Source organism: Aquicoccus sp., from assembly GCF_041686535.1.
Classification (GTDB): Bacteria; Pseudomonadota; Alphaproteobacteria; order Rhodobacterales; family Rhodobacteraceae; genus Aquicoccus.
In genome coordinates this window covers 42,858-56,033 of sequence record NZ_JAWLDS010000007.1, presented here as the reverse complement: position 1 = coordinate 56,033, position 13,176 = coordinate 42,858, and the positions used below count along the sequence as shown (strand labels likewise).

Below are 13,176 nucleotides of genomic sequence, written 5' to 3'. Positions count from 1 at the left end.
GCTATCGGTTCGTGGACCGGCGGTTCGGAGGCCGGGCGCAGATCGCGCTACTCTCGCAAAACCTTGATTGGTTATTTCGTCGCGCTTTGCGTATCACCGGATGGATCTTGGGGACACTCGGAAGGAATCAGGTCGATATGATGCGGCTTTGGCGATGGATCGCGGTCACGTGGATGGCCCTCGCCGGGGGCGTCGCCCTGGCCGGTGACGACGATGCGGCCGCGGGCCTTGTCGTGGTCGAACTGTTCACGAGCCAGGGCTGTTCGAGCTGTCCGCCCGCCGACGCCTTCCTGCATGATCTGGCCGGGCGCGACGGCGTGCTGGCGCTGAGCCTGCACGTGGATTACTGGGATTACATCGGCTGGAAGGACGTGTTCGGCCAGGAAAAATTCTCCAAGCGGCAGAAATCCTATGCCAGGGTCGCGGGGCGGCGATCGGTCTATACGCCGCAGATGGTGATCCAGGGGCAGGACCACGTGGTGGGCAATCACCCGATGGATGTGAGCGACCTGATCGCGCAGCACGGGGCGCAGGACCGGGAGGATGTGACCCTGCGGGTCCGCCGCGAGGATGGCGAGGTCGTCATTCGTGGCGCGGCGCGCGTGGCGGAGCCGATGCTGGTGCAGCTTGTGCAGTATTCGCCACGCGAAGAGGTGAAGATCAAGAAGGGTGAGAACGCCGGGAATCGCTATGTCTATGCCAATGTCGCACGGCACTGGACCCGGCTGGGCGAATGGGATGGCAAGTCCGACCTGGAGATGCGCGCGCCGCTCGAACAGGGGCTGAAGGCGGCGGTGATCGTCCAGCGGATGGATGATCATGGAATCGGCCCGATCGCGGCGGCGGCTCGGGTGGACTGAGAAGCTGATTCCGGGGTGTGTTGCACCCTGTCGAAATCATCCCCGGCCGGAACAGCGGCGCAGCCGCCCCCGGCCGGGTGCTATTGAGTGAGAGGGTGCGCGCCGCTTCGGGCAATGGATGACGTTGCAGGAGCAACTGCCCCACGCCGATGTCGTGAGCACCCGACCGTGGCCCAGTGCGGCCCTCTCGTCGGGTGTCAGTCATCCCATTCGCAAGATGCCCTTGATCAGGTCCTGGGCCCGTGGCGCGCGCATGAAGCCGTGACGGGACCCGCGGCCCTTACCGTTGCGACCGGGCCATGAAGGCCAGCCGTTCGAACAGGTGCACGTCCTGTTCGTTCTTGAGGAGCGCGCCATGCAGCCTGGGCAGGGCATTCTTGCCGTCACGCTTGAGGTCCTCGGCGTCGAGATCCTCGGCCAGCAGGAGCTTGAGCCAGTCGAGCACTTCGGACGTTGACGGCTTCTTCTTGAGTCCCGGGGTTTCGCGCAGCTCGTAGAATTGCGTGAGCGCGGTGGTCAGGAGCTGTTCCTTGAGCCCGGGGTGATGGACATCGACGATGGCGCGCATCGTGTCGTGATCGGGAAAGCGGATGTAGTGGAAGAAACAGCGGCGCAGGAAGGCGTCGGGAAGTTCCTTCTCGTTGTTCGAGGTGATGATCACGATCGGGCGCTGGCGGGCGCGGATCGTCTCGCCGGTCTCGTAGACATGGAATTCCATCCGGTCGAGTTCCTGCAACAGGTCGTTGGGAAACTCGATGTCGGCCTTGTCGATCTCGTCGATCAGAAGGACCACCTTGTCCTCCGAATCGAAAGCGTCCCAGAGCTTGCCGCGCTTGATGTAATTGCGCACGTCATGCACGCGTTCGTCGCCGAGCTGGCTGTCGCGCAGGCGGGAGACGGCATCGTATTCGTAAAGCCCCTGCTGCGCCTTGGTCGTGGACTTGATGTTCCATTCGATCATTCGCAGGCCCAGCGCCTGTGCGACCTGTCGGGCCAGCTCGGTCTTGCCGGTGCCGGGTTCGCCCTTGACGAGAAGCGGGCGTTCGAGCGTGACCGCGGCATTGACCGCGACCTTGAGGTCGTCGGTGGCGACATAAGATTGGGTACCTTCGAATTTCATCGGCGCGTCATCCGTTGTGAGTAGGTTTCGCACGGCACCCTAAAGGAGACGCAATATGACCGCAACGTACTGCCAGCCCTTTCTAACCAAAGTGAAAATCGAGAAAGACGTGGAAAGAGGTTTTGGGGTAGTGACAATCCTCCGGAGGATCGGTAAGAGGCAAGCGCAAGAGGGAGAGCAATGTCCGATCTTGGCGAAATTGAGGGAGCGGAGATGAAAGTGGAAGTCTTTCTGCCCGACGATTACCGTCCTGCCGAGGACGAGCCATTCATGAATGACCGTCAGCTTGAATACTTCCGCAGGAAGTTGCTCGCCTGGCGGTTGGAGCTTCTCGGAGAGAGCCGTGATACGATCGAGGGGCTCCAGGCCAGCACGCGGAATATTCCCGACGTGGCCGACCGCGCCAGCGAAGAGACCGACCGGGCGCTGGAGTTGCGCACCCGTGACCGTCAGCGCAAGCTCGTGGCCAAGATCGACGCCGCGTTGCGCCGGATCGAAGAGGGCGAATACGGCTATTGCGAAGTGACCGGTGACCCGATCAGCATCAAGCGCCTCGATGCGCGCCCCATCGCGACGATGAGCCTTGAGGCGCAGGAGCGCCACGAGCGTCGTGAAAAGGTGCACCGCGACGACTGAGCGCATCCGACGGGTGTGGAACGACCGGCGCCGGGGCTTTCGCTCCGGCGTTTTTCGTAGGACGGTGGTGGCATGAGCGAAATGACAAAGGCACGTTTGGACGGGTTGCGCGCCCTTGTCGTGGGGGGCGGGATCGGCGGGCTGACGCTGGCGATTGCGCTGGCGCGGCGCGGCGCGCGGGTCAAGGTCCTGGAGCAGGCCGAGGCGATCAGGGAGGTCGGGGCCGGGATTCAGGTGAGCCCCAACGGGGCGGTGGTGCTGCGCGCGCTGGGGCAGGAGGAGGCGCTGGTGGCCGCGGGGGCGGTGCGGGGCCGCGCCGTGCAGCTTTGCGACCATCAGGGCCGTGAGGTCACGCGGCTCGACCTCAGCGCGCTTGACGGGGCCTATTACCAGGTGCACCGGGCCGATCTCATCGGGGTGCTTGAGTCGGGCGCGCGGGCGGCCGGGGTCGAGATCGAGCTGGGCGCCGAGGTGGCGGATGTTCGGGACGGACCCGCGCCGGTGGTGACGCTCTCGGACGGGGGCGAGCGGCGGGCCGACCTCGTGATCGGTGCGGACGGGGTGCATTCGCGGCTGCGGGCGGTTCTCAACGGGGCGGACTCACCGTTCTTTACCGGGCATGTGGCCTGGCGGGCGGTCATTCCCAACGACCTGGGGCTGGGGCCGGTCAGCCGTGTGCATATGGGCCCGGGGCGCCATGTGGTGAGCTATCCGCTGCGCGGCGAATCGATGATCAACCTGGTGGCGGTCGAGGAACGCCGCGGCTGGGTCGCCGAAAGCTGGAGCCAGCGGGACGAGCCGGACAACCTGCGCGCGGCCTTCGCCGAGTTCGGTGCCCCGGTGCAGGAAATGCTGAAACGGGTCGAGACCTGTCACCTGTGGGGGCTGTTTCGGCACGAGGTCGCTGGAACCTGGCACGGCGAAAGCATCGTTCTGCTGGGCGATGCGGTGCATCCGACGCTGCCGTTCATGGCGCAGGGTGCGGTGATGGCGATCGAGGATGCCTGGGTTCTGGCCGATGCGTTGGCGCGGGCCGATGGCCTGCGCGCGGGGCTGGCGGACTATCGCCAGCGCCGCTTTGCGCGGGTTCAGCGGGTGGTCAACACCGCTACGGACAACGCATGGAAATATCACATGAAATTCCCGCCGCTTCGGTTCGTGGCGCATAACGTTCTGCGGTTATCGGGGCGGATTCGCCCGGACATGATGCTGCGCCGGTTCGACTGGCTTTACCGCCATGACGTGACCCTGGGCTGACCCGCGAGGGCCGCGCCGCAAGGGCAGCGCGACCGCACGGTTCAGGCATCGGTCCGCCCTTATGCGTTGACCTGGAGGGGTTTGGGCGCCGCGTCAGCGGCCAGTTTCTTGCGCGGGTCGAAGAAAGGGCGCTCCACGACCGTGGCGGTGCTTTCCCCCGACCGCGTCCGAACCTCCAGCTCGGTGCCAAGCTCGGCGGCCTCGACCGTGACCATCGCCAGAGCGATGTTCTTTTGCAGGCGCGGCGAGTAGACCGCCGAGGTCACCTTGCCCACGGTTTCGCCCTCTCGGTTGATCGTCCAGAAGGCCGTGTTCGGCCCGGTCAGCGGCGCGCCGTCGATGATCAGACCCACCTGCTTGCGGGTGATGCCGTTGTCGCGGATGCGTTGCAGGGCGAACTTGCCGATGAAGTCGGCCTCCATGTCGAGGTTCACCAGCCGGTCGAGCCCCAGTTCGAAGGGGTTGGTGTGGATATCCGCATCGGCGTGATAGGACAGCATTCCGCCCTCGATCCGGCGAATGGTCGAGGTATGGCCGGGCTTGAGGCCAAAGGGCATGCCCACGGCCATGATCCGTTCCCAAAGCGCATCGCCATAGGTCGAATCGCGCAGGTAGATTTCATAGCCCAGTTCGCTGGACCATCCGGTGCGCGAAACGATCAGCGGGATGCCGTCCAGCTCCATCTCGCGGAACCAGTAATACCGCAGGTCCATGATCTCGTCGCCAAAGAGCGCCTGCATGATCTCGCCCGATTTCGGGCCCTGCAATTGCAGCGGCGAGACATCCGGTTCGGAGATGGAAACATCCATGCCCGAATGCACCGCCACGCCCTGTGCCCAGAGCAGGATGTCGCTATCGGCCAGCGACAGCCAGAAATGGTTTTCCCCCAGCCTGAGCAGGATCGGATCGTTGAGCAGGCCGCCCTCGGCATTGGTGATCAGGACATATTTGCACTGACCCACCGCCATGTTCGACAGGTCGCGCGGGGTCAGCATCTGGGTGAATTTCGCGGCATCGGGGCCGGTGATCTCGACCTGCCGTTCCACGGCCACGTCACAGAGGATCGCATCGTTCACGAGGTTCCAGAAATTCTGTTCCGGATCGCCGAAATCGCGCGGGATATACATGTGGTTGTAAACCGAAAACCCCTGTGCCCCCCAGCGCACCGTCGCATCAAAGTACGGCGATTTGCGGATTTGAGTGCCAAAGCCAAAATCTTGGGACTGCATCGGTTCATCCTCCCTAACCTGCAACCCGGGCCCGGCCCGGGGCTGCGTCGTCTCCCAGGGAAACATAATGCCTGTTCCTTCGGCGCGCGGCCTGAAAAATGGGCGATTCGCAGACCGCACGGGCCTCGTTTCGGATGTTGGAGGACCAAACGGACTTGTCGAGCTAAAGCGTTCCGCGAAAAACCTGAATCACAGCTTTTCGCGGAACGTGCGCTTTGCTGACATGATGCTGACATGATGCGCTGCGTTCCGCCATATCCCTGTCTCAGGTATAGGGCGAAACGCCTATGATCCGCTTTTCGATCCGTTTTTCGCGACAAGCTTGGCAAGGTTGGGCTGTTCGGCCTTGATCAGGCGCGTCGCGAAATAGGTCATGTAGCGGTCGATCGCGAGGTCCGCCGACAACAGGTCGTCCATCAGGGCCTGGAAGGCCGACAGGTCGGGCGCGACCACCGTCATGACATAGTCGATGCCCCCGCCCGTCGCGACACAGTTGATGATCTCGTCCACCGACCGGATGTAGGTTTCGAACCGGTCGAACTCGATCTTGCGATGATGCGTCAGCGAGACCGTCACGACCACCCGCGTCGCGTCGATCACGCGTTCAAGGGCGATATCGGCGTGATAGCCGCGGATATAGCCCGCTTCGCGCAACCGGGTCAGGCGTGCCCAGCAGGGGGTCGGCGACAGGTTCACGATCTCGGCCAGCCTGGTCTTGCTCAACTGGCCGTGCTTTTGCACGGCGCTGAGAATGCGAATATCCGTCGGATCAAGCCCTTTTCGTTCCCGCATCTCTTGATGCCCTTTCGACTGACCGGTATGCGTCCCGCTCGGAAAAAGACGAGCTTCGGTCGGCCATTGTATCATACAGTCCGGTCACCGAAGGTGCAGACGGATTTGCGACCCATTGAAGGATCACAGCGTCAAGGTGATCCATGGCGCGAACCGGCCTTCCCGGGAGCGCGGGCCGGTGTTGCCTTCCTGCCCGAGGCGCGCGATTGCGGCTTGAAGGGGGCCGCCAAGCCGCCTTGCTTCACGGCGCGACGGAATTTTTTCGCGGACGTTGCGAAAAGCCCGCATGGCAAGGGTGACAGCGCGTGCGTGAAAGGGCAGGATCACGCCAAAGGGAGGCCCCGATGAAGCGCATACACCAGATGTTGAACGCGGCCGCGCGCGCGCGCGGAAGCGAGCTTGGGATCATCGACCATGACGACAGGAGCTATGACTGGGCTGCGATCCGGGCCGGGGCCGAGGCGGCGCGGGATGCGCTGATCGCGCGGGGCGTGCAGCCGGGCGACCGGGTGGTGATCGTGCTGGAGAACAGCGCGGCGATGGTGGCCTTTCTCTATGGCTGTTCGATGATGGATGCGATCGCCTGCCCGGTGAATGCGCGGCTGACCGACCCCGAGATCGATCGCATCCTGCGCCATTCCGAGGCGGCGGCGGCGGTGATGACGGTCGAGACCGGCCCCGCCCCGCGCCAGCATGCCGAGCGGATGGGCGCCGAGGAGGTGCCGCTTCCCACCGGGACGGTGGCGATCCTGTCGCGCGAGGGCACGACGCCCGAGCCGGTGCACGAGGCGCCCGAGCACCAGATCGCGATCCTTCTTTACACCTCTGGGACGACCGGTGTGCCCAAGGGGGCGATGCTGTCGCATGCCGCGATGCTCAATTCGGCCGCGGCCTCGGAGGACTTGCGCGACCTGGTGGCCGAGGATGTGACCTATCTCGCGCTGCCGATGAGCCATGTCTTCGGGCTGGCCACGATCCTCGCGATCACGCGGTCGCAGGGCGCGGTGCGGCTGGAGGCGCGGTTCGACGTGGCGCGGCTTTACGATGCGTTGCGCACCGATATCACGGTTCTGCCGGCGGTGCCGCAAATGCATGCGCAACTCTTCCATCACGCGCGCAAGCAGGGGATGGAGCGTTACGAGGCGGGCCTCTTGCGTTATACCTCCTCGGGGGGCGCGCCGCTCGATCCGGCGTGGAAGCGCGAGGCCGAGGATTTCTACGGGGTCGCGTTGCAGAACGGTTACGGGCTGACCGAAAGTGCCTCGGGGGTCTGCGCCACGAAGAACGATCTGGGCGACCCGGACAATTCCGTCGGGGTGCCGATGCTGAACAGCGAGGTTCGGGTGAACACCGACGCGCCGGGGGCGAACCCGGACGAGGGGATCGGCGAGGTCGAGATCGGCGGGCCACAGCTGATGCTGGGCTATTTCCGCGATCCCGAGGCGACGGCGACGGCGATGACGTCGGACGGGTGGTTGCGCTCGGGTGACCTGGGGCGGTTCGACCGGCACGGGCGGCTGCATATCGTGGGGCGCACCAAGGAATTGATCATCCATTCTGGGTTCAACGTCTACCCGGCCGAGATCGAGGCGGTGCTGACCGAGCACCCGGATGTCATCCTGGCAGCGGTGGTGGGACGCCGGGTCGAGGGGGGCAACGAGGAGGTGGTGGCTTTTGTCACCTCGTGGCCCGAAACCGGGCTGACCGAGGCGGCGCTCAAGGCGTATCTCAAGGACCAGCTGGCGCCCTACAAGCGGCCCGCGCGGATAGTGGTGACCGACGCGCTGCCGGCCGCGCCGTCCGGCAAGATCCTGAAATCCGGCCTGCTGGAGCATTTCGCCGAGGAAATCGACGCACAATAGGGGGTTGGCATGCATGACAGTCTCGACACGCCGCAGGGGCGGCGGCTGGCCTATCACCGGATCGCGGGGCGTGGCCCCTGCGTGGTGTTCTGTGGCGGGCTCAAATCCGACATGGAGGGCAGCAAGGCGCTTCATCTCGAAGCCTGGGCGCGGCACACGGGGCGTGCGTTCCTGCGGTTCGACTATTCGGGGCATGGGCAGAGCTCGGGGGCGTTCACCGATGGGTGCATCGGCGACTGGCACGAGGACACGCTGGCGGCGGTGGATGCGTTGACCGAAGGGAAGGTGGTGCCGGTGGGCTCATCCATGGGCGGTTGGCAGGCGCTGCTGCTGGCGCGGGCGCGCCCCGAGCGGATCGCGGGGATGGTGACCATCGCCGCGGCGCCGGATTTCACCGAGGACGGATACTGGGCCGGGTTCAGCGCGGCGCAGAAGGCGCAGCTTGAAAGCGTGGGGCATGTGGAGCTGCCAAGCGATTACATGGAGCCCTATGTCATCACCCGCCGCATGATCGAGGACGGGCGTGAGCGGCTGGTGTTGCGAACGGCCTTGCACCTGCCCTTTCCGGTGCGGTTCCTGCAGGGCACGGCGGACACGGCGGTATCGGTCGAGACGGCGGTTCGGCTGCTCGAACATGCCGAGGGGCCGGATATGCGCCTCACGCTGGTCAAGGATGCCGATCACCGGTTTTCCGACGAGACCTGCCTTGGCGTGATAGAGGCGGCGCTTGCGGATGTGCTGGAGCGGGCGGAGGCATGACTATCGAACAGAGGGTATCGCTGATTACGCTGGGCGTGCGGGATCTGCCCCGGGCGGTGGCATTTTACGAGGCACTGGGCTGGCAGCGGGTGGAGAGCCCGGACGGGATCGCGGTGTTCGATCTGATCGGGCAGAGCCTTGGGCTTTATCCGCTGGAAAAGCTGGCCGAGGATATGGGCGCGCCGGTCGAGCGGCTGGGCACCGGGGCGGCGACGCTGGCCTTCAATGTGCGCGAGAAGGACGAGGTGTCGCAGGTGATCGCGGCGGCGCGGGACGCGGGGGCCGAGGTGTTGCGCGCGGCGGGCGATGTGTTCTGGGGCGGGGTCGTGGGGTATTTCGCCGATCCCGATGGCCATGTCTGGGAAGTGGCGTGGAACCCGTTTTCGCCCTTGTCGGCGCGCGGTGAATTTCGCTGGAGCGGTTATTGAGGGCGGGGCAAGGGGGCGCTGCCTCCTCGGTGCAAAATGCAGGGCATTTTGCCACCTTCACCCCCGGAGGATTTCGGGCAAGATGAAGCCGGGAGCGATGCGCATGTCGCGCCGCATGTGACGCGGTGCGGCGCTTGGCTGGGGGTGGGCGTGAACCGGCCGAAGCCGGTTGACGCGGCGCGGGAGCGTGCCAAGTTGGGCGCTGGTTTGACAAGGAAGGAATCCCCCATGCAGGAGCCTCTGGTCCTGATCCCGGGCATGATGTGCGACGCGCGTCTCTATGCCCCGCAGATCGAGACGTTCAGCCGCGAACGCTCGGTCACGGTGGCCTGTGCGACGCAGGGCGAGCGGATCGAGGAGATGGCCTCGACCATCCTTGACGGGGCGCCGCAGAAATTCGCGCTGGCGGGGCTCTCGATGGGGGGCATCATCGCGATGGAGGTGCTGCGCCGCGCGCCCGACCGGGTGACGCGGATCGCGTTGATGGATACCAACCCGCTGGCGGAGACGCCGCAAAGCTCGGCGATGTACGAGCCGATGATCGTGGGGGTCAAGGCGGGCAAGCTGGACGAGGTGATGCGCGGGTTTCTCAAGCCCGAGACCTTCGCGCCCGGGCCGGGGCGGATCGAGGTCATGGCGCTGATGGCCGAGATGGCGCAGGCCCTCGGGCCTGAGGTTTTCCTGCGGCAGGTGCGGGCGCTGCAACGGCGCCGGGACCAACAGGCGGTGCTGCGCAAGTGCAGGGTGCCCGCGCTGGTGCTGTGCGGCGAGCATGACCGGCTGACCCCGGTCAAGCGCCATACCTTCATGGCCGAGCTGATCCCCGATGCGCATCTCGAGATCGTGGCGGATGCGGGCCATGCGCCGGTGCTCGAACAGCCCGAGGCGGTGAATGCGGCACTGTCGGCCTGGCTGGCCCGGCCTGGCGGTGTCAATTAGCCGATGTCAAGGAAGGATGACCGCAGCAAGCCGCGTGAATATGCCCGCCGGGTGCATGAATGGAGCCAGAAGCATATCCCGCCCGGGCTGCGGCTGGTGGCGGGGATTTTGCTCATGATCGGTGGTGTCCTGGGCTTCCTGCCGATCGTGGGATTCTGGATGTTCCCGCTTGGCCTCGCGGTGGCGGCGGCGGACGTGATGCCGATCTGGCGCTGGTGGAAGGGCCGAAAGGACTGAAGTGATCGTGCGGTAGCGCGGGGGGATGCCTATGGCGCCAGCCAGAGCGCCGCCGTCCCCGCCGCGATCACCGCCGCGTAGACCGCGATGACGCGAAGGCCAAGACGCGCATCGCCCGCGACGAGCGCGATGCCGCCCTTGACGGCGGTATTGACGGTGGCGGCGATGAAGATCGCGGTTGCCCCGCTGGTCGCGGCGAGATCGGCCCCGACCAGCCGCGAAACCGAGATCGTCAGCGCATCGACATCGGTCACCCCCGAAAGCGCCGCGGCCATCATCACGCCGCCCGTGCCGAGCCATTCGCGCAGGTAATGCACCCCGAGCAGCACCAGCGCGAGCAGCGCGCCGAAGGTGAGGGCCACCCGCAGATCGAGGGGATTCGCGATCTCTTCGAGACCATCGGGCGCCTGTTTGTCGCCACCCGTGCCCAGATGCACGGCCAGCGCCCCCAGAAAGCCGGTTGCGGCCATGACCCCCATGGGCAGCGTGAGCGGCAGGATGAGCGACGGTTCGAAGATCGCGACGAGCATGAGGATACGCAGGAAGGTGACCGATCCTGCGACGAGGATACCCGCGGCAGCGAGCGGTGCAAAGCCGCCATGGGCGCGCACCAGCCGCGCCAGCGCGAGGGTCGTGGATGTCGACGAGGCCAACCCGCCGAAAAGGCCGGTGGCAAGGATGCCGACATGGGTTCCCGCGATGCGGATGGCAACGTAGCCGAAGAAGGAAAGCCCCGCGACGATAACCACCGCGCGCCAGAGCTCGAACGGGTTGAGCACCTCGCCCGGGCCGTAGCCCCGGTCGGGCAGGAACGGCAGGACCACGATCGAGATCAGCGCCAGCTTGAACAGGGCGTGGAGTTCGAAGCGTTCGATCTGGCGCACCCAGCCGTGGAGCATGGGTTTCAGCGCCAGCAGGAGCGCGGCGATCACCGCGGCTGCGGCCGCGGGGGCCATCTCGCCCAGCACCGCGGCCGCGCCGAGACCGAAGGCGAGCAGCATCGCGATCTCGGTGGTCAGGCCGACATCGTCATCGTCGCGCAGCCGGGCCCAGTAACTGGTTGCAAGCAGGATCGCGACGCCGATCAGGGTGAGGCCGAGCAGGACCGGCCCGGTGAGCGTGGTCAGCCAGCCGGTGATGCCACCCAAGAGCCCTGTGAGCGCGAAGGTGCGCACCCCCGCGATCCGGTCGCCTTCGGACTCCTTGCGTCCGTGCCAGCCGCGTTCGAGCCCGAAAAGCAGCCCGATGGCCAGCGCAAGCCCGAGACGGGCAAAGAGGTCAAGCTCATCCATGGGGCGGTTATCGCGCAACAGGGGGCGGGATTGCCAGCGTATTCTGGTGCGCGCCGTGGCCGGATGCGCGATGGTGATCAGGCCGCAAGCGTTGCCCGACCGGGTGGGAAGGGCGCGGGCGTGCCCACGCAAATCACGCCGAGCCTGTGCATCGTGCAGGCGATCCGCGCCAGGCCGTCGGAGAGGCGGGTTTCTTATTCGGTCCTGGCGGTGCTCATGTGTCTTGCTTCGGGTCTGGGGGTTCGTCGCGCAAGCCGGTCAGGTATCATTCCGGTCGCGGATTCTGAATACAGCCATCTGGCTGGCGCCGCCAAGCCGGGGGTGGGCGCCGGCTATGTCGTGAAAATCCACGTCATAGCCCGCCGATTGCGCCGCGCGCCGACACCATTGGCGGAACCGTGCGCGGGTCCATTCGAAACGGTGATCGGGGTGGCGGAAGCGATGCGCGGGCACGCCGAGCAGGGGGTTGAACTCGGCATTGGGGGTTGTGACGACGACGGCCCGGGGATGCATGGCGTGAAACAGCGCCTGTTCGAGGCGGGAGAGCCGGTCGGGGTCGATATGTTCGATGGTCTCGACCAGGACCGCGCAGTCGATGCCGGCAAGATCGGGATGCGGGTCGGTCATCGAGGCATGGCGCAGCTCGATCCGCGCGGTGGTGACGGTCACTTTGGCGAGCCTCTCGCGCAGGCGGTCAAGCGACGCCTGGCAGATGTCGAGGCCGATGAGCGCCTCGAACGGCGTGGCGGCGAGGCGCAGGAAGAGATCGCCGTCGCCGCAGCCCAGATCGGCGATGCGCGCGGGCGCCAGCCGCGCGACTGCCTCTTGCACGGCGCGCAGCCGTTCCTCGTGGTGCCATGTAGTCATGAGCGCGCCCCGGGCCGTTGCATCAGCACCACGTCCTTGACGGGCACATCGCAGGACCAGCCCCAGCCTTGGGCAAGGTGGCGGAAGGTCGCTTCGCGATAGAACACGACATGGGTCGGGTCCATGCGGTAGCGCCAGTTGGCAAAGCGGTCGTCATCGGTCTGAAAGCAGGTCATGATGGCCAGCCAGCCGCCCGGGCGCACGAGCGTGCGCAGGCGGCTGAACTCTTCTGCCGGGTGGTGGAAATGCTCGGCCGTCTCGGTGCAGGTCACGAAATCATGGGTGTCGCTCAGTGGCGCGGGATCGGGGGCAAAGAACGGATCGTAAAGCGCCACCTCGTGCCCGGCCTCGCGCAGCATGGCGGCCAGCGCCGGGCCGGGCCCGCAGCCATAATCGAGCCCGCGCGATCCGGCGGGCAGCCGGGCCAGCAGGGGCGTGGCCAGTTTGCCCATGAAGCGGCGATAGTCGGGATCGTCGGGGTGGTTCTCGTGGGTGAGGTAATGCGCGCGCTCGGCCGCGGGCGCAGGGTGATGGTCCGGGGCGAGGAAGCGCGCCTGACAGTCGGGGCAGCGAAGATAGCGTAGCCCCGCAATGACCTGAAACGGCAGGGCCGCAGCGTTGCAGACCGGGCAGGCGGGGAGGGAGGGCGTGCCCGTCTCGGGGCCTGTGCCGGTCAAGGATTTCATGCGTCGCCACCTGTAGATCGGCCTGTGTTCGGCCTGTCGTGGGCTTGCACGAGATCGGGCCGTGGCGTCAATGGCCCGGGTCGCGATGACCGAAGATCATGCCCTGAACGGCCCGGGCTGCGTTTTCGCAGGCCCGGGGCGGGTTTCTGGGCAGGACTGGCCGCGGTCGGAAGATTCCGCGCCTTATCACTTTTCGCCGAGGTGATCCGAGG

The 13,176-nt window shown here is 66.0% G+C and carries 14 protein-coding genes; 8 read left to right on the top strand and 6 right to left on the bottom strand.

What is annotated here, in order from left to right; all coding sequences use genetic code 11:
* Positions 1–140 precede the first annotated feature (140 nt).
* Positions 141–860: a DUF1223 domain-containing protein gene (locus ACESL9_RS03175; RefSeq protein ID WP_372674495.1), complete on the top strand. Its 720-nt coding sequence runs from the start codon at positions 141–143 to the stop codon at positions 858–860.
* 280 nt (positions 861–1,140) lie between these two features.
* Here ACESL9_RS03175 and ACESL9_RS03170 read toward each other — a convergent pair whose 3' ends face one another.
* On the bottom strand, positions 1,141–1,980 hold the full coding sequence (locus tag ACESL9_RS03170) for an AAA family ATPase (protein ID WP_372614127.1): 840 nt from the start codon (positions 1,978–1,980) through the stop codon (positions 1,141–1,143).
* A 213-nt stretch (positions 1,981–2,193) separates the two neighbouring features.
* Here ACESL9_RS03170 and dksA point away from each other — a divergent pair, with 213 nt between their 5' ends.
* Both dksA and ACESL9_RS03160 read left to right on the top strand, forming a co-directional pair.
* Complete coding sequence (gene dksA / locus ACESL9_RS03165; protein ID WP_372614129.1) at positions 2,194–2,616, top strand: RNA polymerase-binding protein DksA; 423 nt, start codon at positions 2,194–2,196, stop codon at positions 2,614–2,616.
* 72 nt (positions 2,617–2,688) lie between these two features.
* Positions 2,689–3,873: an FAD-dependent monooxygenase gene (locus tag ACESL9_RS03160; protein ID WP_372614131.1), complete on the top strand. Its 1,185-nt coding sequence runs from the start codon at positions 2,689–2,691 to the stop codon at positions 3,871–3,873.
* Between the two features lie 59 nt (positions 3,874–3,932).
* Here ACESL9_RS03160 and ACESL9_RS03155 read toward each other — a convergent pair whose 3' ends face one another.
* The gene (locus ACESL9_RS03155) at positions 3,933–5,102 is read right to left on the bottom strand and encodes a glycine cleavage T C-terminal barrel domain-containing protein (protein WP_372614133.1); all 1,170 of its coding nucleotides are present in this window, start codon (positions 5,100–5,102) and stop codon (positions 3,933–3,935) included.
* A gap of 285 nt (positions 5,103–5,387) precedes the next feature.
* Positions 5,388–5,894 (bottom strand): Lrp/AsnC family transcriptional regulator, encoded by a 507-nt coding sequence (locus ACESL9_RS03150; protein ID WP_372614135.1) that lies wholly within the window; start codon positions 5,892–5,894, stop codon positions 5,388–5,390.
* Between the two features lie 344 nt (positions 5,895–6,238).
* On the opposite strand from ACESL9_RS03150, the gene ACESL9_RS03145 reads away from it, so the two are divergent.
* From ACESL9_RS03145 to ACESL9_RS03125, 5 genes are all read left to right on the top strand, one after another.
* Positions 6,239–7,756: a class I adenylate-forming enzyme family protein gene (locus tag ACESL9_RS03145; protein WP_372614137.1), complete on the top strand. Its 1,518-nt coding sequence runs from the start codon at positions 6,239–6,241 to the stop codon at positions 7,754–7,756.
* A gap of 9 nt (positions 7,757–7,765) precedes the next feature.
* Positions 7,766–8,515, top strand: a complete 750-nt coding sequence (locus ACESL9_RS03140; protein WP_372614139.1) for an alpha/beta fold hydrolase — start codon at positions 7,766–7,768, stop codon at positions 8,513–8,515.
* Positions 8,516–8,517: 2 nt separating this feature from the next.
* On the top strand, positions 8,518–8,943 hold the full coding sequence (locus ACESL9_RS03135; protein ID WP_372674501.1) for a VOC family protein: 426 nt from the start codon (positions 8,518–8,520) through the stop codon (positions 8,941–8,943).
* A gap of 228 nt (positions 8,944–9,171) precedes the next feature.
* Positions 9,172–9,882 (top strand): alpha/beta fold hydrolase, encoded by a 711-nt coding sequence (locus tag ACESL9_RS03130; protein WP_372614141.1) that lies wholly within the window; start codon positions 9,172–9,174, stop codon positions 9,880–9,882.
* A gap of 3 nt (positions 9,883–9,885) precedes the next feature.
* Entirely contained in the window at positions 9,886–10,119 is a 234-nt protein-coding gene (locus tag ACESL9_RS03125) for a hypothetical protein (protein ID WP_372614143.1), read from the top strand.
* Between the two features lie 29 nt (positions 10,120–10,148).
* Here ACESL9_RS03125 and ACESL9_RS03120 read toward each other — a convergent pair whose 3' ends face one another.
* From ACESL9_RS03120 to ACESL9_RS03110, 3 genes are all read right to left on the bottom strand, one after another.
* Positions 10,149–11,411, bottom strand: a complete 1,263-nt coding sequence (locus ACESL9_RS03120; protein ID WP_372614145.1) for an MgtC/SapB family protein — start codon at positions 11,409–11,411, stop codon at positions 10,149–10,151.
* Positions 11,412–11,669: 258 nt separating this feature from the next.
* Complete coding sequence (locus ACESL9_RS03115) at positions 11,670–12,278, bottom strand: methyltransferase domain-containing protein (RefSeq protein WP_372614147.1); 609 nt, start codon at positions 12,276–12,278, stop codon at positions 11,670–11,672.
* Positions 12,275–12,964: a class I SAM-dependent methyltransferase gene (locus tag ACESL9_RS03110; RefSeq protein WP_372614149.1), complete on the bottom strand. Its 690-nt coding sequence runs from the start codon at positions 12,962–12,964 to the stop codon at positions 12,275–12,277. Before ACESL9_RS03110 ends, ACESL9_RS03115 begins: the two co-directional genes overlap by 4 nt.
* Positions 12,965–13,176: the final 212 nt, after the last annotated feature.